Source organism: Telluria sp. ZT3P25, from assembly GCF_059685895.1.
In genome coordinates this window covers 778,694-798,331 of sequence record NZ_JCASIJ010000002.1, presented here as the reverse complement: position 1 = coordinate 798,331, position 19,638 = coordinate 778,694, and the positions used below count along the sequence as shown (strand labels likewise).

The window sequence follows — 19,638 nt, the reverse complement described above, 5'->3', positions numbered from 1 at the left end:
GCAGAAAACAGGCCTATAATCCGTGCTCGCAAGCACGCCACTTGTGCTGCGCACTTGTGCCACGCACCCCATGTTATGACCAATCTAAGCAAAATCCTCTCGCTCGAAAACGTCCAGCTCGACATCGAAGTGTCGAGCAAAAAGCGCGCCTTCGAACAAGCCGGCCTGATCTTCGAAAACAATTGCGGTATTGCCCGTTCGATTGTGTCCGACAACCTGTTCGCACGCGAGCGTCTCGGCTCCACCGGCCTTGGGCACGGCGTGGCCGTTCCGCACGGCCGCATCAAGGGCAGCAAGAGCCTGAAGGCGCCGATGGCCGCGTTTGTGCGCCTGAAGGAGCCGATTCCGTTCGAGTCGCCCGATGGCCAGCCGGTGAACCTGCTGTTTTTCCTGCTGATTCCGGACCACGTCACGCAGCAACACCTCGAGATCCTGTCGGAAATCGCCGAGCTGTTCTCGGATGAAGCCATCCGCACTGCGCTGGCGACCGATGCCGACCCGAAGGCGGTCCACGAGCGCATTATCAACTGGCAACCCAGCCTGCAAGCTCTGGGTTAAACTTCACGTCACTGCGAACGCGCGGCAATGATGTCGCGCGCCTTTTTTTGTGACGAAGACGATGCCCATGCTGCAGTCCCCGCTGACCATTCAACGGCTGTACGACGATAACCGCGACAGCCTGCAGCTCGGCTGGTTCGCGGGCTTTCCCGGCGGCGAACGCCAGATCGCCGGCGACGCCGCCTCGGCCGCCGACCAGGTCGGCCACCTGAACCTGATCCACCCGGGCCGCATCCAGGTCTTCGGGCACCAGGAACTCAATTACTACCACCGCCTGAAAGCCAATTCGCGCACCCACGTGATTGGCGAACTGATCGGCGGCGGGCCGCCGGCGCTGATCATCGCGCAGGGTCTGGAAACGCCGCCCGATATCCTCGCGATCTGCGACGAGCAGAACATCCCGCTGTTTTCCACGCCGCTGCCAGCGGCGCAGGTGATCGACTTCCTGCGCGTGTACCTGTCCAAGAAACTGGCGCAGCGCGTGATCATGCATGGCGTGTTCATGGACGTGCTGGGTGTGGGCGTGCTGATCACCGGCGAGTCGGGCCTGGGCAAGAGCGAACTGGGCCTGGAACTGATTTCGCGTTCCCACGGCCTGGTGGCCGACGATGCGGTGGAATTCTCGCGCATCGCGCCGAACATGATCGAGGGCCGCTGCCCGCCGCTGCTGCAAAACCTGCTTGAGGTGCGCGGCCTGGGCCTGTTGGACATCAAGGCGATCTTTGGCGAGACGGCGGTGCGCCGCAAGATGCGCCTGAAGCTCATCGTCCACCTGGTCAAGCGTGGCGCGCAGGACGAAGAAGTCGAGCGCCTGCCCTTTCACTTCCCGACCGAAGACGTGCTGGGCCTGCCGATCCGCAAGGTCGTGATCCCGGTGGCAGCCGGCCGCAACATCGCCGTGCTGCTGGAGGCCGCCGTGCGCAACACGATCCTGCAACTGCGCGGCATCGATACGCTGCAGGAATTCATGGAACGCCAGCGCCAGGCCATGAGCGCCGACTGACCCGGTGCGAGCGGCCCGCGAGTGTACGGCTGACCGGCGCTTGCGGTATCATCGCCCCTATGCACATCGTCCTCATCACCGGAATTTCCGGCTCGGGTAAATCCGTGGCCCTGAATGTCCTGGAAGACGCCGGTTACTACTGCGTCGACAACCTGCCACCAGCCCTGCTGACGGCCCTCGTCAATACCGTCAGCGAAAGCGGCGGCGGCAAGATCGCCGTCGCGGTCGACGCGCGCAGCGCCGAATCGCTGGCCGAACTGCCCGTGAGCGTGCGGCGCCTGCGCGAGGACGGCCACTCGGTCAAGGTCATGTTTTTGACTGCGAGCACCCATTCGCTCGTGGCGCGCTTTTCCGAAACCCGCCGCAGCCATCCGCTGTCGCACGAGCTGCGTCCGGGCGAAAACCCGGCCTCGCGCCGTACCCTGATCGAGTGCATCGCCGAAGAGCGCGAGCGCCTGTCATCGATCGAGAACCTGGGCCACGTGATCGACACGTCCGAGCTCTCGTCGAACAAGCTGCGCGGCTGGATCAAGGAACTCGCCGAGATCGACCACGCACCGCTGACGCTGTTCTTCGAGTCGTTCGCCTTCAAGGTCGGCGTGCCGCTCGACGCCGATTTCGTGTTCGACGTGCGCGCGATCCCGAACCCGTATTACGACCTGGCGCTGCGCCCACTTACCGGCAAGGATGCACCCGTGATCGCCTTCCTCGATGCACAACCGAGCGCGGTCGAGATGCTGTCCGACATCCAGAACTTCGTCGCCAAGTGGCTGCCGTCGTTCAAGACCGACAACCGCAGCTACCTGACGGTGGCGGTCGGCTGCACGGGCGGACAGCATCGTTCGGTCTACATGGCCGAACACCTGGGCGCGCACTTCGGCGCGACCGAGCGCGTGATTGTCAGGCATCGCGAGCAGCCGAAGCATCGGGCGGGGTAAAACCCGTCCGCTTTTCCAGGTTGGCAATTGAAGGGAAAAGATAGTTCTGATGCCGGCGTCATCATCATGTAAATGATGATGACGTTCGACGATGCGCTGTATGCGTAAGCATCTTGCATTTCTGCAGGTGACGGATCTTGGCATGACCGTGATGCGTCGCTGGGTGAAACAGTACGACACCAGACAACAAGGCTAACCCGGCATTGGCAAGCCACTTTCGGTTGAGAGACAGCGCGTTCATCAGCAGGAGCAGCAGTGGCGGCAGCTTCGTCGATCTTGGTTCAGCTAAATAATGCTCGGTTTAGTCTTACGAGATATGCGGCATCCGGATTTGTACCGTCGCCACCGAACCTTTCTGTAATTGCTTCTACCGCAATATCGCGTCGGGCAGGAAGACGAGATTTAACCGCGGTACCCAATGCGTCCTCCAGTTCTTTTGCCGTGAGATCCGTACAATATGCCGGTGAACCTGGTTGATGACGCCAGGATTCGGCCAAAGTACCAGAATCAACGGGATCAAACCCGATATCATCGACTAACTGCATCGCGACTCGCTTGTGTTCGGAATTGTTGCCAGCTACGGGAATGGCAAGCCTGCCAGGCATTCCGGGCGCGGTACCAAGTCGGGCTAATGAGTCAGATCCCATTGCGTTCCAAGCTTTGACCACCTCGCGGCCGAATAATTCCTTTACCCAGATGCTTTCAACCTTGCCTTCTTCAATAGCATCTATTTTTTGATCGCGTGAAGGATAATAATTGGAAGTATCAATCAAGACGCACTCTCTTGACGCAACTTTTACCGTCTCTACCAATTTTGGCAGGACAACCAGTGGAACAGAGAGGATTGCGACATCCACATCAGAGAATACCTCCGTGACCTCAACCACTTGGACGCCTGAATTTTTAAGATTCTCCGGAATCAGATGAATTCCTCTCGCGTCTGAAATTCTTACGTCATGACCGGCTTGGTTGAGTTTCTTAATCAAAGTTCCGCCGATATAACCAGTTCCTACGATACCAATCTTCATGATTTTTCGTCCTACTCCATGGGAAATAAAAATTCAGAGTAATTACTTCAATAGCGAGAAATTTTTAATTTTTGTTCTGAGTCTTCGCAGTCAGAATTTATTAACCAGCCCGACTTGGAACTGAAGCAGTCAATCTGGAATTTCGTAATCGATGATTGCGATACTTGTTCGAAATCCAGAAATATAATCTGCCACTGCCAAGTGATCTGGATCCTTGGAAAATACGTCGAGTGCTGAACGATCCGTGATGTGTGCAACCAACCCGAGCCTGCAGTTCCCCTCAATCCCCATGTCAATGTCAGCTTTCAAAGAAACGAGCCCAGGAATTTTTCCAACTAATGCGTGAAGCTGATTACGGGCTTGCATCAAGTCTTCAGTCGATGTTTCTTTAGTTATTCCGAATAGCACGATGTGTTGAATCATGACTTCCTCGATCCTGATAATGAAACGAATTATTGAGCGGTGAATCCACCATCGATGATAAAGTCAGCACCCGTCGTGAACCTTGATTCATCAGACGCCAGAAATAATACGGCGTATGCCAAATCGATCGGCTCTGCCGGAAAACCCATCGGCACTTTAGAAAGGGTAAGTTCGGTAACTTCCTTGGAAAAACTATCCATGATAGGCGTATGAACAAGCCCGGGAAATACTGTATTGACACGAACGCCCTTTTTCGCGACGTCGATAGCGATTTCTTTTGTGATGCCTTGAAGTGCAGCTTTCGTCGCTGAATATGCAACGGAGCCTCCACTGATTCCGCCAACAATTCCAGCCGCCGAAGAAATATTGATGATCGAGCCTTTGCCGTTCTTGATCATCTCGGGCATCACGGTTTTGATACCGAGAAGCGTTCCCACCAGATTTACGCTCACAATCCGCATGGTCTCTGTTGTGTCAATGTCCCACACATTCTCATGAGTCTTCCCAGGCATCCCCGCGTTGTTGACCAGAATGTCTACCTTGCCGAATTTTTCCATGGTTTTTGCAAACACGTGCGCCCACTCTTCCTCAGTCGCAATGTCGTGCTTGACTGCAATAACCGATTCGCCGCCTAGTTCATCATTGATCTCTTTTACGGTTTTCAGAAGCATTTCGCCGTTCATGTCAGTAGCAATGACTTTGGCTCCTTCTTGCGCGAACAATTTGGCTTCAGCCTTGCCTTGTCCACCTGCCGCGCCGGTGATGATTGCAACTTTATCTTTGAGTCGATTCATGATTCATCCTTTTTGATTTGAAAAAATTCATCGCCAGACTAGCCGAACCTGATGCCCGCCATTACCAATTTCATTGGCACTTGTAGCTTGAACCTGATTGTTCCGAGCCAGTTCCGACATAACGCAACTTTTTCGGGAATAGGCACAGTGGCAATTTCAGACGCGCGTCACCCGATTGCACCTTTATATCTTGTGGTGCCTGGTCATGCTCCACCCAAGTCTGAAGTGCAGCGAACATTTCGTCGCGTCCGGACGCCGGTTGCGGAATTGGAATGAAAGGCGCTCCTTCAGAACGTCCACTATGAGTGAAACCGGGGACAAGATAAAATCGATAGAAGCGCTGAGCATTCTTGATTCCGCCCATGTTTTCTACAACTTTTTGGTAGTAATGTATCGAGCCCTGAACCGGGATGTATTCGTCGTCCAAGCCGTGATACATCAGCAGTTTTCCTTTTGCAGCAGCAAAAGCAGAAAGGTTTGAGCTATCGGTATTAATTGCACTGAATTGGCTCTGCAATGCCAATCCCTGTAACCGCGCATTGACCAGACCGGCATAATCAAGCTCTGTGATCCAGCGATTCTCCCCATCACCGGTCGCATTACGAAAACCAGTACTGCCGAGCAAAGGATTTTTCATTTCCAGTGCCACCTGGTCCGCAGCCAGAAGTAAGCCTGGAGCGCCTCCTGCAGATGTATTCTTCAGCTCCACACTGCGGGTCCAGCCAAACCATAGCCGCTTTGTGTCAGAAAGACCGATGCTCTCGCCATTGTCAACGGCAGGAGAAGGCGCGCTGCCGTCCCGCGTCTGGCCATACCAGAGCTTGTTAACCACCTTTGCTTCTTCGCGAGTGATGCAAGAAGTTGACTGTGGCGCAGCAGCTGCTCCTGCTGATGTGCTGTCTGGACACAAAACTGCGGGATCCTCCACGGGATCGTATCGGCAAGCCAGCGGGTCCAGCACGAATCCTAGCGCCGATCCTCCGCATGCCTGGATGGCAGCTTTTGTGACAACGGCAAGCTTTTCAGGAGCAATCACGCGTCCCAATTCCTGCTTCATAGCAATCTGGCCGTACAGATTTCCAGTGTGGAACGTGCTCCAGTTAATCGCCGGAGCGCCAGCAAGGATGCCGTCGAAGTCATCCGGAAAGCGCTGCGCTACCTTCAGGGCTTGTCGTCCCCCTGTCGAAAATCCATCCCAGTAAGCGAACCGATGCGGGCGACCGTAGTAGGCCCGAGTCACTGCCTTCGTCTTCTCCGCAAGTTCGTGGAGACTCCGCTCTGAAAAATCGCGCCATCCGACGGTATTGATGCTACCGTCAGGATTCATCGCGAACGATGCATCGAAGGGTGAGCCAGCATGCCCGTTATCCGACGTCGCCACGACAAACCCTTTAGTGACAGCGGCTGAATGGATGTCGTCGCTGGCGACAATAGTGGGGCTAGCCTGTGGCGTGCCAGACCAGCCGCTATTACCGAAGACGCGAATGCGCTGGTTCCACGTTTGTGGCGAGGGTAATAAGATTTCAATCCCAATGCCTGCAGATGTCGACGGGGCACCAGCCGGGCCGGGATTCCCAGGACCGACAATCAGCTTAACCATACACAAATTCGTCCCGGCGATAGGTGGCTGCGCGGTACCGCCCCCCTCGACTGCCGAAGCTGATGAGGCCGCGCTTGGATCGTCTGTCAATACAAGACGGTCGCCCCGCTTAAACGGCTTCGCGATCACCAGTCGGGTATCGGCATGGTCTGCCAAAGCGGTCTTCAGCTCAGCCCCACAGTTCCCAAGCGATCCTGACTTCGCTTGAGTCTGCGCTAACACTGCAGTCGGCGCCATGGCGGCAGTGATTGACACCATGATGATTGCCACCTTAGTGCGAACGGTGCTGTATTGATGCTCCAGTGGTTTCCAGGGCTTCGTTGTGCACGCCATGCGTAATCTCCTGAGGTTATTCATGAATTGATATTGTTCAGTCGTGGAGACGCGGGTCGAGCCCGTATTGCGCCGGCGCGCCAAGGTGTTCGCGTAAGGTCGAACCACCATAATCAGAATGAAAAATTCTGCGGGCCTGCAGGATTGGAATCACCCCGTCAACGAAAGCGTCGATGCCATCATCGATGTCCGGAGATATCCAGAAGCCGTCCACAGCGCCCGCTTCGAGCCACTCCTGCATGTGATCCGCAGCTTCAATAGCCGGACCAGCGATCACCGGGTGATAGTCAATAACGCCATGAGCAAGAACGTCCCTGAGGCTCCATCCTTCGCGCGCTACTTTCAGCGCGTTCGAGGACCGCGGATCTCTGGTTGATGGCCGAGCATTGGCGAGCTGCTCGCGTGACAAAGGAGTATCGAGCTGCGAGAGGTCAAGTCTGATGCCAAGCATCTGTTGGAGGTACGCCAGCCGCTGTGGCAAAGACGTGCCCATCATGGTGATCCGTCGATCCAGTGCAGTCCGCTTGGTATCGGTGATCGACGTCATCAAGCCAGCAAAGAACTTCACCTCATTCGGATCGCGACCTGCGCGTTCTGCCGCGTTTCTCAACGCCATACGCTGGGCACGTGCATCATCGATCGTAAACACGGCGCCAATAAGCGCGTTGGCATAGCGGCCGGCAAGATCGTGACCGTTCGGGCTGCCGCCCGCATGGAAAATGACTGGCTGTCCCTGTTCGGATGGCGGGATATATAACGGGCCGCGCGAAGCGACATATTTGCCGCCTGCGGCAACCGGTTCGATATCGTCCGCCCTGGCGAACTGCCCGCTCGCCTGATCGTGAACCCATGCGTCCTTGCCCCAGCTTCCCCAAAGCGCTTGAACCAGCTGAATAGCTTCGTGCGCCCTGCCATAACGATCTGCGCTCGACGGGAGACGCTTGCCATAATTTACCGCGACATCTTCGCTGCTCGATGTCACAGCGTTCCAGCCGGCACGCCCGTGGCTCATGACGTCAAGCGCCTTGAACTGACGCGCCAGATTGTAAGGTTCATTGAACGTTGTCGAACCAGTGGCGACAAGACCGATACGGCTTGTCTCACGAGCGAGTACCGCCAGCATCAGCATGACGTCCAGGCTGTAGTACGGGGGTTCGTGCTCGATGTCTCCAATGTGACTGGGGCCATCCGGCAGAAACAGGAAATGGAGCTTGCCGCGTTCCGCAGCTTGGGCATGCCTGATCTTTGCCTCGACGCTGGTATAGCTCTTTGGATCAACACCCGGCACACGCCATGCACCGGGTTGAGACCCATAGCCGTTTCCGAGTTGCATACCGATCAGCAGTTGGGCCGACACGGGAAGGTTGCTCGTCATGCTCATTACCGCACCTTGCTGAACGTGGCGCGCAATTCGTCGACGAACGCGGCAGGTTGTTCCCAGGCGGCGAAATGGCCGCCTTTTGGCAGCTCGTTGAAATGAACGAGCTTCGCAAAACGTGGTTCAGCCCACCGCTTTGAGATGCGTGCTTTCTCTCCCGGGAACATGCTGATGCCTGTGGGCAGTGGCATCGGCTCCTCGATCGTCACCTGACGAGGTTTCTCCTTCGCCGTCTCCCAATACAGACGGGCTGAGCTCGGTCCAGTGTTCGGCAGCCAGTAGAGCATGATGTTGTCAATCATGTCGTCGAGTTTGAACACCCGTTCCGGTTCGCCGCCGCTGTCTGAGACGTCCTGCAGCATTTGGTAGATCCACGCCGCTTGCCCGGATGGAGAATCGGCGACACTGTAGGCAATCGATTGCGGATGTTTGCTTTGTATCGCGAAGTATCCTGAAAGATTGTCTAGATACTCTTGCATATCAGCGAGAATCTTTTGCTCTTCTGGCGTTGCGCTCGAGCGTTCAGTGTCGGTGGGCGTGAAATCAATCAGGTTCAGGTGGATGCCGATCAACCCTTCCGGTTGCATGTAACCGAGCCTGGTTGTAATTTGCGCGCCCCGATCACCGCCTTGCGCAACCCACCGCTTGGACCCCAATCGCTCCATTAGCACGATCCAGGCTTTGGCGATGCGCTCGTTATTCCACCCAGTCGTTGTAGGCTTGCCCGAAAAACCATGACCTGGCAGTGACGGTATGATCAGGTCAAACGCATCCGCCGCCTTGCCACCGTGCGCAACAGGATCAGTCAATGGGCCAATGACGTGCCGGAACTCCAGCACTGAGCCCGGCCAGCCATGAGTTAGAAGCAGCGGCAGGGCATTCCGCTCTTTTGAGCGGATATGTAGAAAATGAATGTCGATGCCATCAATCTGGATGACGTATTGCCCTGAACTGTTAAGAAGCTTTTCGCAAGAACGCCAGTCATAACCGTTCTGCCAACGTTCGACCAAGCTGCGAATATTGGCAAGTGGTGGTCCCTGCGTGGTGTCTTCGACAGTTTCTTTGTCCGGCCACCGGGTCTTTGCCAGGCGCGCTTGAAGATCGATCAGTCGCGCACGTGGAACCGCAATCTTGAACGGTCGAATGCCGTTCGCAATCGCGGTAGCCGGTTGAAGTGGCGCCGCACTGCGCAAGACCTCAGCAGCACTCGCTGTTGCAGAAAACATGGAAACGCCAGCGATAGCGCTACCCGAAAAAATGAATTGCCGACGATGCATGAGAGGCCTTTCGGTAAGCAGGTTCTGGCGAACCCACTCGTTTATTGGATGAATGTTTGCGCCTAGCGCAACGCGCATTGCACGCTTACATGTTGATGGCGCGGATCAACCGAACACCCCACTCTTCGTCAGGATTCGTTGTGCTGTCCCCAAGGCGCTCCTGCATTACGGCAACGCCGAGATCTCGACGTTTGGGCAGCCTGTCTCGCTGTGCAGCATCCAGGGCCGCGCCGATCTCAGCGTAAGAAAGATCCGTGCAATACACCGGTGCGCCTGGCTGTTGGCGCCACGAGTCCGCGAGCGAGCCAGCATCGAAAGCATCAAGGCCGGTATCATTGACCAGCGACATGGCTACCTTGCGATCGTGATCTCGATCCGCGGCCACCGGAATAGCGATCCGGTCAGATGCCCCGGCCGGCTTTGACTTCCTGGCCAGAGACGCTGAGCCAATTGCATTCCATGCTTTGACGATTGGGCGACCAAGCTGCTCGGCTACCCACATGCTCTCCGCTTGTCCCTGCTCGATGGCGTCGATCTTTTCATCGCGGAAAGGATAATAGTTGGAGGTGTCGATGACGACAGTCTCAGCGGGAAGGCCGGCTACCAGCGATGCAATATCTCGGATGCGATTGAGTGGAATGGACAGAACGACGACCTCCACATCCGTCAGGGCGTTCTCGGTAGTCACAGCGAGCGCACCTGAAGATAGAAGTTCCTTATCAATCGTTTCAGGGCCACGCGAATTTGCGACCTTCACCTCATGCCCGGCCTGGCTCAAGCGCACAACAAGCGTCTTACCAATGTTTCCTGTTCCCAAAATACCGATTTTCATATTCCCTCCCATTGACGATTACTGTGGTGTCATAATATGGACTAACTTCTGTAACAACAAGAACCCACCAAAAAGTGGGATACACACCAAAAGGTAAGTGCATGTCGATTCGTGATTGGAAATGTGAGGACTCAAAGCAGCAGCTGGTCTGGGCGGCTGCAACAGGCGAAGCGCTACGTGTGCTTGAGGGCAAATGGAAGATCGTCATCATCTTCCAGCTCTTTGCAGCGAAACAGCCGCTTCGCTTTTCGGAACTCGAGCGCCGCGTGGAGGGCGTCAATCAAAAGATGCTCATCCAACAACTGAAAGAGTTGGAAAAGGACGAGACCGTCATACGGAAAATTTATCCGCAGGTGCCACCTAAGGTCGAATATGCACTTAGCGAAATGGGCCTCGCGCTCGGCCCATCAATTGAATGCCTGATCGACTGGACATTTATGCGCCGAGAAACTATTCATGGCGGCTCGGAAGCTTAGTCGCTTGCAGCTTCGCATTATTTACATGCTCTGCACTTAGCCGCAGCGCACTGCTCAATCGCTTGCAAACCCTAGTACGGCAAGTCTCGCGTTGTAGTCCTATGCGGTTTATCTAGTCCATGAACCAGTATTCATGGCCGTTCGATTTGAAAGCAATAAACGAATAGATCGTCACCCGTTAACTGGTTAGGCTGTGAATCTCCTCCATACTTTCAAAGGATTCACGATGCTGCAGTTATCAGGGAAAGTAGCAATCGTCACTGGCGCAAGTTCAGGCATTGGCTACGAAACGGCCAAGCTATTCGCAAGCGAAGGTGCGAATCTGGTCGTCACCGCTCGCCGCCACAGCGAACTTGCCAAACTGGTCGCGGACATCGAGCGCCATGGCGGTGAGGCAGTTGCCATTGCCGGGGATATCAGGGACGAGAACCTTGCGCGCTCATTGGTTGAAATGGCAGAAAGCCGCTTTGGCGGACTCGACATTGCTTTCAACAACGCTGGTACGACAGGGGATCCCGCCCCAGTGGCCGATATAACGGCTGACGCCTGGCAAGCTACGCTCGATACAAATTTGACGGGCTCTTTTCTCGGTGCGAAGTACCAACTGCCCGCAATGATAAAACGAGGCGGCGGTTCGATCATTTTCACGTCGACATTTGTCGGAAGCACTGTGGGTTTTCCAGGAATGGGGGCATACGCTGCCAGTAAAGCAGGACTGATCGGTCTGATGCAGGTCATCGCCGTCGAATATGGCATGCACGGTATTCGCGCCAATGCTTTACTCCCCGGGGGAACCGATACACCGATGGGTCGAGCGACCGCCAATACGCCTGAGGCACTGGCTTTTGTAAAAGGCTTGCACACCCTCAAACGCATTGCACGGCCAGAGGAAATCGCCCGCTCGGCACTCTATCTCGCTTCTGATGCCTCCAGCTTCAGCACTGGCTCGACGCTTTTGGTGGATGGTGGCGTATCAATCAACCGCACATAACAGAAGAAATGCCGGTGACACCAGCATCCCTGATGCGAATGTCGCCGTCATGTCAGATCGGACCGATTACCTTACCACCGGTGTAGTACACGTAGGTCAGCGGCCCATCAGGAATAATCTGGCTAATTTCATTGATTGGTTCTGCTTTTAAGGTACTGCGACCGTCACATTATTTCAGCACCGACGCCGCATCTACAATCCGCACATCATGCATCTGGTGCAGATACGATTCCAGATATCCCTTGTGCGACGCGCCGACGATGACCAGCATGCGCTGACCGGGCCGCAACCCCAGGACGTCCCGGATATTGGCCGCCATGCGCAGGTTGCGCGTTTCCCAGTAACCCACGTACTGGCGGCCGAAGCGCTGCGCTGACGGCTCATTAAGCGCCGCGCCGAAGTCGCTGCGGTAGATCAGGGCCGCCTGGCCGGGCGCATTGTCGGCGCGGTACATCGCCAGCACGCCTTCGGCACTGGCCAGCAACCCCTCCTGCGTCTTGTCCACTGCAGCGCGCTGCTTCGTGGCAGGGTTATCCCACGCCGTCATCAGCGCATCGCCAAACGCCTTCTGGTCTTCAGACGCGCTGTCGGCGGTATGGTCGTCCATTGCGTACAGGCGTTCAAGACCGAGCCGGGCCGCCAGGCGTGCACCGATCATCAGGCTTTCGTCCATCCTGGTTTCCAGCTTCACGAGTACGCTGACCAGTGTGGCATCCAGACCGTCACCGGCACGGCGCTCAACCTCGGGCAAGCGCAGCCACTGGACCAGCGCCGATGCGCGCTCGCCCCCAGCGAGGAACAGCGCTGCCAGGTGACGGCGCTGCGCCGGGGTCGGCGCGTCGGGCCAGGCAGCCAGCAAGGCCTCGGCAGCCTCGGTCGCCGCTGCGACATCCAGGCCTGTGGCCAGCCGCGCCGGTGCAGTATCCCTGCAATAGGAATCGATCGAGTCCTTGTAGCGGACTGGGTAGCGTCGCATGAAGTCGCACTGCGGCCCGGACACCGCCTCGATCGCAATCGCCTGCGGCTTCCATGCGGCCAGGCGTTCGTTCAGCAGCGTCAGGCTGGCGGCCTGGAAGGTTTTCGGCAATTGCGACAGATGGGGGGAGCCCAATACCAGCACCTCATTGGCAGGCCCGGAGGCCGGTCCCTTGAATGCGCCCGCATTGAAGTCAGGCTGCCAGGCCTGGGCGGCGGCGCTGCCGCACAAGGTCATCGACAACAGCAAGGCGGTCATGCGCATCGGGGTTCCTCATCGGTTCATGAAGCCACGATGTTTGCACCGCCTGCACGAAAAGTCACGCGCAAACGGATATGCATGGAGACGCTTACGCGAGATGCCGTAGCGGATGCGCATGCACCGGCCACACCGGCGCAAAGAAGTGCGCCACCATCGCATCGGTCACGAGGTCGAGCGATGGCGGATTCCATTGCGGCGCATTGTCCTTGTCGATGACGAGCGCGCGCACGCCTTCGAGCACCTCGCCATGCTCGAAGTTGCGGCGCACCAGCGAGCGCTCCAGGCGCAGACAGTCGGCGACATCGAGCGATGCGCCGCGCAGCAGCAGCTCGCGCGTCACGCACATCATCAATGGCGAGCGCTGACGCATTGCATTCAATGCCTTCTGCGCGAATGGCGTGTCGTCACCCTCGAGCGAGGCCATGATTGCCGCCACCGAATCCGCGCCAAAGTGCGCATCGATGCGCGCGCGGTTGGCTTGCAATTCGCTCTCGCCGGGGTGCGCCGTGGCAAACTCGCGGATCGCCGCCGGCAGATCCGCGCCTGCCGTCGCCTCGATCAGCGCCTGCAACGCCGGCAGGTCGGCGCCCGGCACGAACACGTCGGCCAGGCCCACATACAGCGCGTCGGCCGCGCCGATCGTCAAGCCGGTCAAGCCCAGGAACATCCCCAATTGCCCCGGCGCGTGCGACAGAAAATGGCTGCCGCCGACATCGGGGAACAGGCCGATATTCACCTCGGGCATCGCCATCTTGGTGCGCTCGGTGACGATGCGCAGGCCGCAATCGGGGCCGCCCTGCGCGATGCCCATGCCCCCGCCCATGACCACGCCATCCATCAGCGCGATATACGGTTTCGGATAAAAATGGATCAGGTGATTCAGCGCGTATTCTTCGGTGAAGAAATCCTCGAGCAGTGCGCTGCCGCCTTGCGGCGAGGCGTTGCCGACCTCGTGGAAGAAGCGGATATCGCCGCCCGCGCACAGTGCTTTTTCGCTGCTGCTGGTGATCACGACCGCATCGACGGCAGCGTCACGCTGCCAGTCGAGCAGGATCGCGGTCAGCGCGCGCACCATGTCCAGTGACAGCGAATTGAGCGCCTTGGGACGGTCTAGCGTGATGATGCCGGTGCGGTTGGCGATGCGGGTCAGGACGTGTTCGGACATGGCGTGATCCATCGAAAGGAAACACGTATTTTACCGGCAGCGGGATGCAAAAAGGGCGTCCCGAAAAGACGCCCCTGGCGGTGGTGACCTGCGCTCGATCAGGCGACAGCGACGTCGGCTTCGTCGACGTCCAGGCGTTTGATCGCTGTGCGGTTATGGTCTTTGAGCATCTGCTTGTGCTTCAGGATTTGTCGATCCAGTTTATCCATCAACATGTCGATCGCGGCATACAGGTCTTGCGCGACGCTCGCCACGTGCAGGGTCTTGCCCGACACCTGGACATTGATTTCAGCTTTTTGCCTTTTTTCTTTTTCAGTGAGGTTATCGACGGCCAGGAAGACGTGGGTATCTATGACTTGATCGAAATGGCGAATAATGCGTTCCAGCTTATTCTGAACGTATTCACGGATGGCAGGGGTTACTTCGAGATGGTGACCACTGATGGTGAGGTTCATACACACTCCTTTGAAGATGTCACGTCGCTTGCACCACACAGGAGCTGAAGGCACAGACTGTATGAGCGGCGTTGTTACAAGGCTTTGCGGAGACTGACGGGGGGGATCTTGAGCGCTTCACGGTATTTTGCGACCGTCCTGCGCGCAATGACCATGCCTTGTTCCCCGAGCATTTCCGCGATCTTGCTGTCGGATAATGGATTCTTAGGGTCTTCTGCTCCTGTCAATTGTGCGATGAGCGCACGGATTGCCGTTGAGGATGCTTCGCCTCCCGCTTCGGTGGCAACGTGGCTGCCGAAGAAATACTTCAACTCGAACATGCCGTGCGGGGTCAGCATGTATTTCTGGGTTGTGACACGAGAGATGGTGCTCTCGTGCAGACCTAGTGTATCAGCTATCTCGCGCAAAACAAGGGGCCGCATGGCAACCGCGCCGTGGCTGAAAAAGTTGCGCTGGCGCTCGACAATCGCCTCGGCCACACGCAGAATCGTGTCGAAACGCTGGCGCATGTTCTTGATGAGCCACTTCGCCTCTTGCATCTGCGCGCCCATCTGGCTCTCGCTGCGGCCCTGCTTGAGCATCGTGGCGTACAGGCTGTTCACGCGCAGGCGCGGCATCACGTCCGGGTTCAGCGTGACCGCCCAGCCATTCTTCGCGCGCCGCACGATCACGTCCGGCACCACGTAATCCGACACGTTCGACGCGAACGCGGCGCCCGGATGCGGATTGCACTGGCGGACCACAGCCTGCACTTCGCGCAGGTCTTCGTCGTCGCAATCGAGCGCTTTTTTCAGCTTGCTGTATTCGCGCTGCGCGAACCAGGTCAGGTAGCCTTCGACGATCTTCAGCGCCATGCGGCGCGTGACCATCGGCACGCCCGGCATGCGCCGGATCTGCAGCGCCAGGCATTCGGCCGCGCTGCGCGCGCCCACGCCCACCGGGTCCATGCTCTGCACCATCGCCAGCGCGCAGCGCAGTTCGTCGAGATCGACCTCGAGTTCTTCGGGCAGCCGCGAGTGGATGTCGTCGAGCGGCTCGTCCAGGTAACCGTTGTCGTCGAGCGCGTCGATCACCAGTTCGGCCAGTGCGCGATCGCGGGTCGAGAGCAGCGTTTCGCGCACCTGTTCCATCAGGTGTTCGCGCAGCGTGATGGCGCACGCCTCCAGCTGCGGGCGGCCGTCTTCGTCGTCGCTGCTGCTACTGCTGCCGGACGACGCGCCGCTGCCTTCGCTCCACTCGTTGTCGGGCCGGTCGCCATCGACCGCGCCGCCTTCAGCGCCCTCGCCTTCGGCCGGCGCGCTGCCTTCACCTTCGGCCTGCTGGCCCGGCGCCGGTGGCGCCTCGCCGGATGCCGGCGCATTGTTGATGGCCCCATCGGCCAGCAAGCGCACCGAATGATCGAGCGGATCGTCGAGCCTTTCGAGCAGCGGGTTATCGCCCAGTATCTGCTCGATCTCCTGGTGCAGTTCGAGCGTCGACAGCTGCAGCAACCGGATCGATTGCTGCAGCTGTGGCGTGAGCGCCAGGTGCTGCGAAGTGCGGAGCTGAAGGGACTGTTTCATCAATTGGTCATGGCTTACATGCGGAAATGTTCACCAAGGTACACGCGGCGCACCGACTCGTCGGCGATGATATCGTCGGGACGGCCGGATGCGAGCACCGCGCCCTGATTGATGATGTAGGCGCGGTCGCAGATGCCAAGCGTCTCGCGCACATTATGGTCGGTGATCAGGACGCCGATCTTGCGCTCCTTGAGGAAGCGCACGATGCGCTGGATCTCGATCACGGCGATCGGGTCGACACCGGCAAAGGGTTCATCGAGCAGCACGAAGCGCGGATTGGTGGCCAGTGCGCGTGCGATCTCCACGCGGCGCCGCTCGCCGCCCGACAGCGACAGCGCCGGGTTCTCGCGCAGCTTTTCGATCTGCAGGTCGGCCAGCAAGTTGTCGAGCCGCTCGCCGATCTGCGCTTTGGTCAGCGACTTGCCGTCGACCTTCTGCAGTTCGAGCACGGCGCGGATGTTTTCTTCCACCGTCAGCTTGCGAAACACCGACGCTTCCTGCGGCAGATACGACAGGCCGAGCACCGCGCGGCGATGGATCGGCAGGCTGGTGATGTCGGTGCCGTTGATGCTGATCGAGCCGGCATCCGACGGCACCAGGCCGACGATCATGTAGAACGAGGTGGTCTTGCCGGCGCCGTTCGGGCCCAGCAAACCCACCACCTCGCCGCATTCGACGTCGAGCGACACGTCGCGCACGACCAGGCGCTTGCCATAGCTTTTCTGCAGGCCCTTGACGACCAGCGTGCTGCGATCGTTCAGCTCCGTCATTGCGTGCCTCCGGCCGGCGTACGCTTGGGCGCCAGGATCAGCGTGCCACGTCCGCCGCCAACCTTGCTTTCGCCGCTGACGTCATTGCGCACGGCGACGACTTCCTTGCGGTTGTCGTACGAGATGAACGGGCCAGTCATCTGGTTGGTCATCCGGTCGTTTTCGAGTTCCTTGACGACCGCGTTCGAGTACAGGCGCACCAGCTCCGAACGTTCATCGTATTCGATGCGTTCGGCCTGACCCTCGACCCACAGGTTCGGGCCGCCGTCGCGCTTCTGCCGGAACGTGGCAGGCTTGCCGTTGGCCGCGGTGAGCGTCACGCTCATATAGCCTTCGGGCGTATCCCTGACCACGGCGCGCTCGGCCTTGACCAGCAACGTGCCGCGGGTCAGGATCACGTTGCCGGTAAAGGTGCGAACGCCCGCGACGCCATCGAGGTCGCCGTTGTCGTATTCAAGTGCCGCCTGCTTGAGCGAGTCGGCCTTTTCGGCCATGGCGGTCAAGGAAAGGAGTGAAAAGAAAGCGGCAGCGAAGAGTTTTTTCATGATGGTGCTGGTCCTGGGTTAGCACGCGCGCATGGCTGATGGCCTTCAGCGCTGGCGTGGCGGATAGACGATACGGCCGCGGCCGGACAATTTCATCTGCATTGTCGCGTTGTTGGCCACCAGGCCGACGGCCTTGAGGGTGGACGCGCCAAGCTCCATGTCGATCGGCTGGTCGGTCTTGACGATTTCTTCGTCGGGCAATACGGTCATGGCCGACGTGCGCACGCGCAGCGCTTCGCTGGCGGGCGTTTTGGGGCGCTGCAGATCGACGTCGCCGAACAGTTCGACACGGTGTTCTTCGTGGAAGATGCGCGCGCTCTTGGCCACCACCGTCATCGGCGGACGGCCCGGTTCGATGCCGCGCATGAGCGGCTGGTCGACGTTCGACACGTCCCCTTGCGGGATGTGGGCCAGGCGCTTGCCCGACACCACGTAGCTCGGCTGGCCGTTGGGCGTCATTCGCACAAACGAAAAGTTCTCGACGATGTAATCCGGCTCGTCGGGCGGGCCGCCCAGTTGCGCATCGATCTCGGTCCCCTGCATCAGCTGCAGCAGCCAGAAGCTGCCGAAGGCGAAGAATACGCCGATCACGATCATCGCCAGCAGATTCCAGCGATGCGCGGTGCGTTTGTTGGAGGCGATGGTGGCCATGGCGCTCAGGCGAAATACGGCGCGAGCGCCTGGTCATAGGTGCCCTGCGCGCGCATGACGAGGTCGCAGATCTCGCGCACCGCGCCACGGCCGCCACCGTTCTTCGTCACGTAATGCGCGCGGTGCTGCACGTCCGGATGGCCCGACGGCACCGCGACGGCAAAGCCGACGCGCGCGAACAGCGGCAGGTCGATCACGTCGTCACCGATATAGCCGCATTGGTCGGCAGTAAAGCCGGTGGCCTCCAGCAGATTGGCAAAGCCGATGCGCTTGTCGTGGTTGCCCTGGTAGACATGCGAGATGCCCAGGTCGGCGGCGCGCCGCACGACGATCGGCGACAGGCGCGCGCTGATGATCGCGGTCTGCACGCCGGATTTATTGAGCATCTGGATGCCCAGGCCGTCGAGCACATTGAAGGTCTTGGTCACTTCGCCATCGGGGCCGTAGGTCAGGCTGCCGTCGGTGAGCACACCGTCGACGTCGAAGATCATGACCTTGATGCGCGCGGCGCGCTCGATGTGAGCCAATACAGGAATAGTCATCAAATCACCTTTGCACGGGTCAGGTCGTGGATGTGCAGCGCGCCGACCAGCTGGCCCGCTTCATCGATCACGAGCATCTGGTTGATGCGGAATTCTTCCATCACGGCGACCGCGTCGACGGCCAGCTGCTCGGGGCGTACGCTGCGCGGATTGGCGTGCATGACGTCGCGAATCAGCACGTTCGAAAAATCATGCATGCGCTCGATCACGCGGCGCAAGTCGCCATCGGTAAACACGCCCAGCGGGCGGCCATCGGAATCGACCACGGCGGTCATGCCCATGCCTTTCTGGCTGATCTCGAGCAGCGCCTTGACCAGCGGGACATCCAGGCCCACCGACGGGATGGCGTCACCGGTGCGCATCACGTCACGCACGTGCGTGAGCAGGCGCCGGCCCAGCGCGCCGCCCGGATGCGACAGCGCGAAATCCTGCTCGCGGAAACCCCGCACGTCGAGCAGCGCCACGGCCAGCGCGTCGCCCATGGCCAGCGTAACGGTGGTGCTGGTGGTCGGCGCCAGATTCAGCGTGCAGGCTTCTTTCGCCACTGCGATGTTCAGGTGGACGTCGGCCAGCCTGGCCAGGCGCGAGGCCGGCTTGCCGGTCATGGCGATCACGCGCGCGCCCAGGCGCTTCACGGCTGGCAGGATGTCGAGCAGTTCAGACGATTCGCCCGAATTGGAAATGGCGATCAGGATGTCATTCGCGGTGACCATGCCCAGGTCGCCGTGCGCGGCTTCGCCCGGGTGCATGAAGAACGCCGGCGTACCGGTGGACGACAGCGTGGCAGCGATCTTGCGGCCGATGTGCCCCGACTTGCCCATGCCCGAAACGACCACGCGGCCGGTGCCGGCGTAGATCAGCTGCGCGGCGTCGACAAAGCTGCTGTCGTCGCCCAGGCGCGCGTGCAGCGCCACGATGGCATCGGCCTCGATCGCAAGCGTCTGGCGACCCAGTTCCAGCACGCGCTGCGCCAGGGTTTCGTCAAAACTTTTCAGCATTATTTGGTCATCAGTTACACTCATTCCAGAAGTATAAACGAATTGCGAAAGCAAAAAACTTGCCAGTCGTAACATTCGATAA

General features: G+C 58.7%; 21 protein-coding genes. 5 read left to right on the top strand and 16 right to left on the bottom strand.

What is annotated here, in order from left to right:
* Window positions 1-75 precede the first annotated feature (75 nt).
* The 3 genes from AC56LY_RS22185 (at window position 76) to rapZ (ending at window position 2,499) form a co-directional block, all read left to right on the top strand.
* Complete coding sequence (locus tag AC56LY_RS22185) at window positions 76-558, top strand: PTS sugar transporter subunit IIA (RefSeq protein ID WP_367611442.1); 483 nt, start codon at window positions 76-78, stop codon at window positions 556-558.
* A 67-nt stretch (window positions 559-625) separates the two neighbouring features.
* Complete coding sequence (hprK, locus tag AC56LY_RS22180) at window positions 626-1,561, top strand: HPr(Ser) kinase/phosphatase (protein WP_343026507.1); 936 nt, start codon at window positions 626-628, stop codon at window positions 1,559-1,561.
* A gap of 59 nt (window positions 1,562-1,620) precedes the next feature.
* Window positions 1,621-2,499 (top strand): RNase adapter RapZ, encoded by an 879-nt coding sequence (gene rapZ / locus AC56LY_RS22175; protein WP_499583211.1) that lies wholly within the window; start codon window positions 1,621-1,623, stop codon window positions 2,497-2,499.
* Window positions 2,500-2,780: 281 nt separating this feature from the next.
* Here rapZ and AC56LY_RS22170 read toward each other — a convergent pair whose 3' ends face one another.
* The 7 genes from AC56LY_RS22170 to AC56LY_RS22140 all read right to left on the bottom strand — a co-directional run bounded on the left by AC56LY_RS22170 (window position 2,781) and on the right by AC56LY_RS22140 (window position 10,164).
* Window positions 2,781-3,527, bottom strand: coding sequence for an NADPH-dependent F420 reductase (locus AC56LY_RS22170; RefSeq protein WP_499583209.1), 747 nt, complete (start codon window positions 3,525-3,527; stop codon window positions 2,781-2,783).
* A gap of 129 nt (window positions 3,528-3,656) precedes the next feature.
* On the bottom strand, window positions 3,657-3,950 hold the full coding sequence (locus tag AC56LY_RS22165; protein WP_499583207.1) for a Dabb family protein: 294 nt from the start codon (window positions 3,948-3,950) through the stop codon (window positions 3,657-3,659).
* A gap of 29 nt (window positions 3,951-3,979) precedes the next feature.
* A complete protein-coding gene (locus tag AC56LY_RS22160; RefSeq protein WP_499583205.1) occupies window positions 3,980-4,744 on the bottom strand; it encodes an SDR family NAD(P)-dependent oxidoreductase in 765 nt (254 codons plus the stop codon).
* A gap of 70 nt (window positions 4,745-4,814) precedes the next feature.
* Window positions 4,815-6,677, bottom strand: coding sequence for a tannase/feruloyl esterase family alpha/beta hydrolase (locus AC56LY_RS22155; RefSeq protein WP_499583203.1), 1,863 nt, complete (start codon window positions 6,675-6,677; stop codon window positions 4,815-4,817).
* A gap of 37 nt (window positions 6,678-6,714) precedes the next feature.
* Window positions 6,715-8,058: an NtaA/DmoA family FMN-dependent monooxygenase gene (locus AC56LY_RS22150; RefSeq protein ID WP_499583201.1), complete on the bottom strand. Its 1,344-nt coding sequence runs from the start codon at window positions 8,056-8,058 to the stop codon at window positions 6,715-6,717.
* Complete coding sequence (locus tag AC56LY_RS22145; RefSeq protein ID WP_499583199.1) at window positions 8,058-9,281, bottom strand: epoxide hydrolase family protein; 1,224 nt, start codon at window positions 9,279-9,281, stop codon at window positions 8,058-8,060. Before AC56LY_RS22145 ends, AC56LY_RS22150 begins: the two co-directional genes overlap by 1 nt.
* A gap of 136 nt (window positions 9,282-9,417) precedes the next feature.
* Complete coding sequence (locus AC56LY_RS22140; protein WP_499583197.1) at window positions 9,418-10,164, bottom strand: NADPH-dependent F420 reductase; 747 nt, start codon at window positions 10,162-10,164, stop codon at window positions 9,418-9,420.
* 101 nt (window positions 10,165-10,265) lie between these two features.
* On the opposite strand from AC56LY_RS22140, the gene AC56LY_RS22135 reads away from it, so the two are divergent.
* Window positions 10,266-10,640 carry a winged helix-turn-helix transcriptional regulator gene (locus AC56LY_RS22135; protein ID WP_499583195.1) on the top strand — a complete coding sequence of 125 codons (375 nt, stop codon included), beginning with the start codon at window positions 10,266-10,268 and terminating at the stop codon, window positions 10,638-10,640.
* A gap of 226 nt (window positions 10,641-10,866) precedes the next feature.
* On the top strand, window positions 10,867-11,631 hold the full coding sequence (locus tag AC56LY_RS22130; RefSeq protein WP_499583193.1) for an SDR family oxidoreductase: 765 nt from the start codon (window positions 10,867-10,869) through the stop codon (window positions 11,629-11,631).
* 169 nt (window positions 11,632-11,800) lie between these two features.
* Here AC56LY_RS22130 and AC56LY_RS22125 read toward each other — a convergent pair whose 3' ends face one another.
* From AC56LY_RS22125 to AC56LY_RS22085, 9 genes are all read right to left on the bottom strand, one after another.
* Complete coding sequence (locus tag AC56LY_RS22125; RefSeq protein WP_499583191.1) at window positions 11,801-12,871, bottom strand: DUF5694 domain-containing protein; 1,071 nt, start codon at window positions 12,869-12,871, stop codon at window positions 11,801-11,803.
* An 85-nt stretch (window positions 12,872-12,956) separates the two neighbouring features.
* Window positions 12,957-14,033, bottom strand: a complete 1,077-nt coding sequence (locus tag AC56LY_RS22120) for an enoyl-CoA hydratase/isomerase family protein (protein WP_499583189.1) — start codon at window positions 14,031-14,033, stop codon at window positions 12,957-12,959.
* 98 nt (window positions 14,034-14,131) lie between these two features.
* Window positions 14,132-14,488 (bottom strand): ribosome hibernation-promoting factor, HPF/YfiA family, encoded by a 357-nt coding sequence (gene hpf / locus AC56LY_RS22115; RefSeq protein WP_499583187.1) that lies wholly within the window; start codon window positions 14,486-14,488, stop codon window positions 14,132-14,134.
* Window positions 14,489-14,562: 74 nt separating this feature from the next.
* Entirely contained in the window at window positions 14,563-16,050 is a 1,488-nt protein-coding gene (locus AC56LY_RS22110; protein WP_499583185.1) for an RNA polymerase factor sigma-54, read from the bottom strand.
* A 14-nt stretch (window positions 16,051-16,064) separates the two neighbouring features.
* On the bottom strand, window positions 16,065-16,820 hold the full coding sequence (gene lptB / locus AC56LY_RS22105; protein WP_499583183.1) for an LPS export ABC transporter ATP-binding protein: 756 nt from the start codon (window positions 16,818-16,820) through the stop codon (window positions 16,065-16,067).
* A complete protein-coding gene (gene lptA / locus AC56LY_RS22100) occupies window positions 16,817-17,365 on the bottom strand; it encodes a lipopolysaccharide transport periplasmic protein LptA (protein ID WP_499583181.1) in 549 nt (182 codons plus the stop codon). The genes lptB and lptA overlap by 4 nt, the downstream gene beginning before the upstream one ends.
* Before the next feature lie 45 nt (window positions 17,366-17,410).
* Window positions 17,411-18,016 carry an LPS export ABC transporter periplasmic protein LptC gene (gene lptC, locus AC56LY_RS22095; protein ID WP_499583179.1) on the bottom strand — a complete coding sequence of 202 codons (606 nt, stop codon included), beginning with the start codon at window positions 18,014-18,016 and terminating at the stop codon, window positions 17,411-17,413.
* A gap of 5 nt (window positions 18,017-18,021) precedes the next feature.
* On the bottom strand, window positions 18,022-18,558 hold the full coding sequence (locus AC56LY_RS22090) for a KdsC family phosphatase (RefSeq protein WP_499583177.1): 537 nt from the start codon (window positions 18,556-18,558) through the stop codon (window positions 18,022-18,024).
* Window positions 18,558-19,580, bottom strand: coding sequence for a KpsF/GutQ family sugar-phosphate isomerase (locus tag AC56LY_RS22085; protein WP_499583175.1), 1,023 nt, complete (start codon window positions 19,578-19,580; stop codon window positions 18,558-18,560). Before AC56LY_RS22085 ends, AC56LY_RS22090 begins: the two co-directional genes overlap by 1 nt.
* Window positions 19,581-19,638 lie beyond the last annotated feature (58 nt).

Excerpts from the sequence above, each read along its gene's own strand:
- AC56LY_RS22185 (WP_367611442.1), top strand. The coding sequence starts at position 76 with ATGACCAATCTAAGCAAAATCCTCTCGCTCGAAAACGTCCAGCTCGAC.
- hprK (WP_343026507.1), top strand. The coding sequence starts at position 626 with ATGCTGCAGTCCCCGCTGACCATTCAACGGCTGTACGACGATAACCGC.
- rapZ (WP_499583211.1), top strand. The coding sequence starts at position 1,621 with ATGCACATCGTCCTCATCACCGGAATTTCCGGCTCGGGTAAATCCGTG.
- AC56LY_RS22170 (WP_499583209.1), bottom strand. The coding sequence starts at position 3,527 with ATGAAGATTGGTATCGTAGGAACTGGTTATATCGGCGGAACTTTGATT.
- AC56LY_RS22165 (WP_499583207.1), bottom strand. The coding sequence starts at position 3,950 with ATGATTCAACACATCGTGCTATTCGGAATAACTAAAGAAACATCGACT.
- AC56LY_RS22160 (WP_499583205.1), bottom strand. The coding sequence starts at position 4,744 with ATGAATCGACTCAAAGATAAAGTTGCAATCATCACCGGCGCGGCAGGT.
- AC56LY_RS22155 (WP_499583203.1), bottom strand. The coding sequence starts at position 6,677 with ATGGCGTGCACAACGAAGCCCTGGAAACCACTGGAGCATCAATACAGC.
- AC56LY_RS22150 (WP_499583201.1), bottom strand. The coding sequence starts at position 8,058 with ATGAGCATGACGAGCAACCTTCCCGTGTCGGCCCAACTGCTGATCGGT.
- AC56LY_RS22145 (WP_499583199.1), bottom strand. The coding sequence starts at position 9,281 with ATGTTTTCTGCAACAGCGAGTGCTGCTGAGGTCTTGCGCAGTGCGGCG.
- AC56LY_RS22140 (WP_499583197.1), bottom strand. The coding sequence starts at position 10,164 with ATGAAAATCGGTATTTTGGGAACAGGAAACATTGGTAAGACGCTTGTT.
- AC56LY_RS22135 (WP_499583195.1), top strand. The coding sequence starts at position 10,266 with ATGTCGATTCGTGATTGGAAATGTGAGGACTCAAAGCAGCAGCTGGTC.
- AC56LY_RS22130 (WP_499583193.1), top strand. The coding sequence starts at position 10,867 with ATGCTGCAGTTATCAGGGAAAGTAGCAATCGTCACTGGCGCAAGTTCA.
- AC56LY_RS22125 (WP_499583191.1), bottom strand. The coding sequence starts at position 12,871 with ATGCGCATGACCGCCTTGCTGTTGTCGATGACCTTGTGCGGCAGCGCC.
- AC56LY_RS22120 (WP_499583189.1), bottom strand. The coding sequence starts at position 14,033 with ATGTCCGAACACGTCCTGACCCGCATCGCCAACCGCACCGGCATCATC.
- hpf (WP_499583187.1), bottom strand. The coding sequence starts at position 14,488 with ATGAACCTCACCATCAGTGGTCACCATCTCGAAGTAACCCCTGCCATC.
- AC56LY_RS22110 (WP_499583185.1), bottom strand. The coding sequence starts at position 16,050 with ATGAAACAGTCCCTTCAGCTCCGCACTTCGCAGCACCTGGCGCTCACG.
- lptB (WP_499583183.1), bottom strand. The coding sequence starts at position 16,820 with ATGACGGAGCTGAACGATCGCAGCACGCTGGTCGTCAAGGGCCTGCAG.
- lptA (WP_499583181.1), bottom strand. The coding sequence starts at position 17,365 with ATGAAAAAACTCTTCGCTGCCGCTTTCTTTTCACTCCTTTCCTTGACC.
- lptC (WP_499583179.1), bottom strand. The coding sequence starts at position 18,016 with ATGGCCACCATCGCCTCCAACAAACGCACCGCGCATCGCTGGAATCTG.
- AC56LY_RS22090 (WP_499583177.1), bottom strand. The coding sequence starts at position 18,558 with ATGACTATTCCTGTATTGGCTCACATCGAGCGCGCCGCGCGCATCAAG.
- AC56LY_RS22085 (WP_499583175.1), bottom strand. The coding sequence starts at position 19,580 with ATGAGTGTAACTGATGACCAAATAATGCTGAAAAGTTTTGACGAAACC.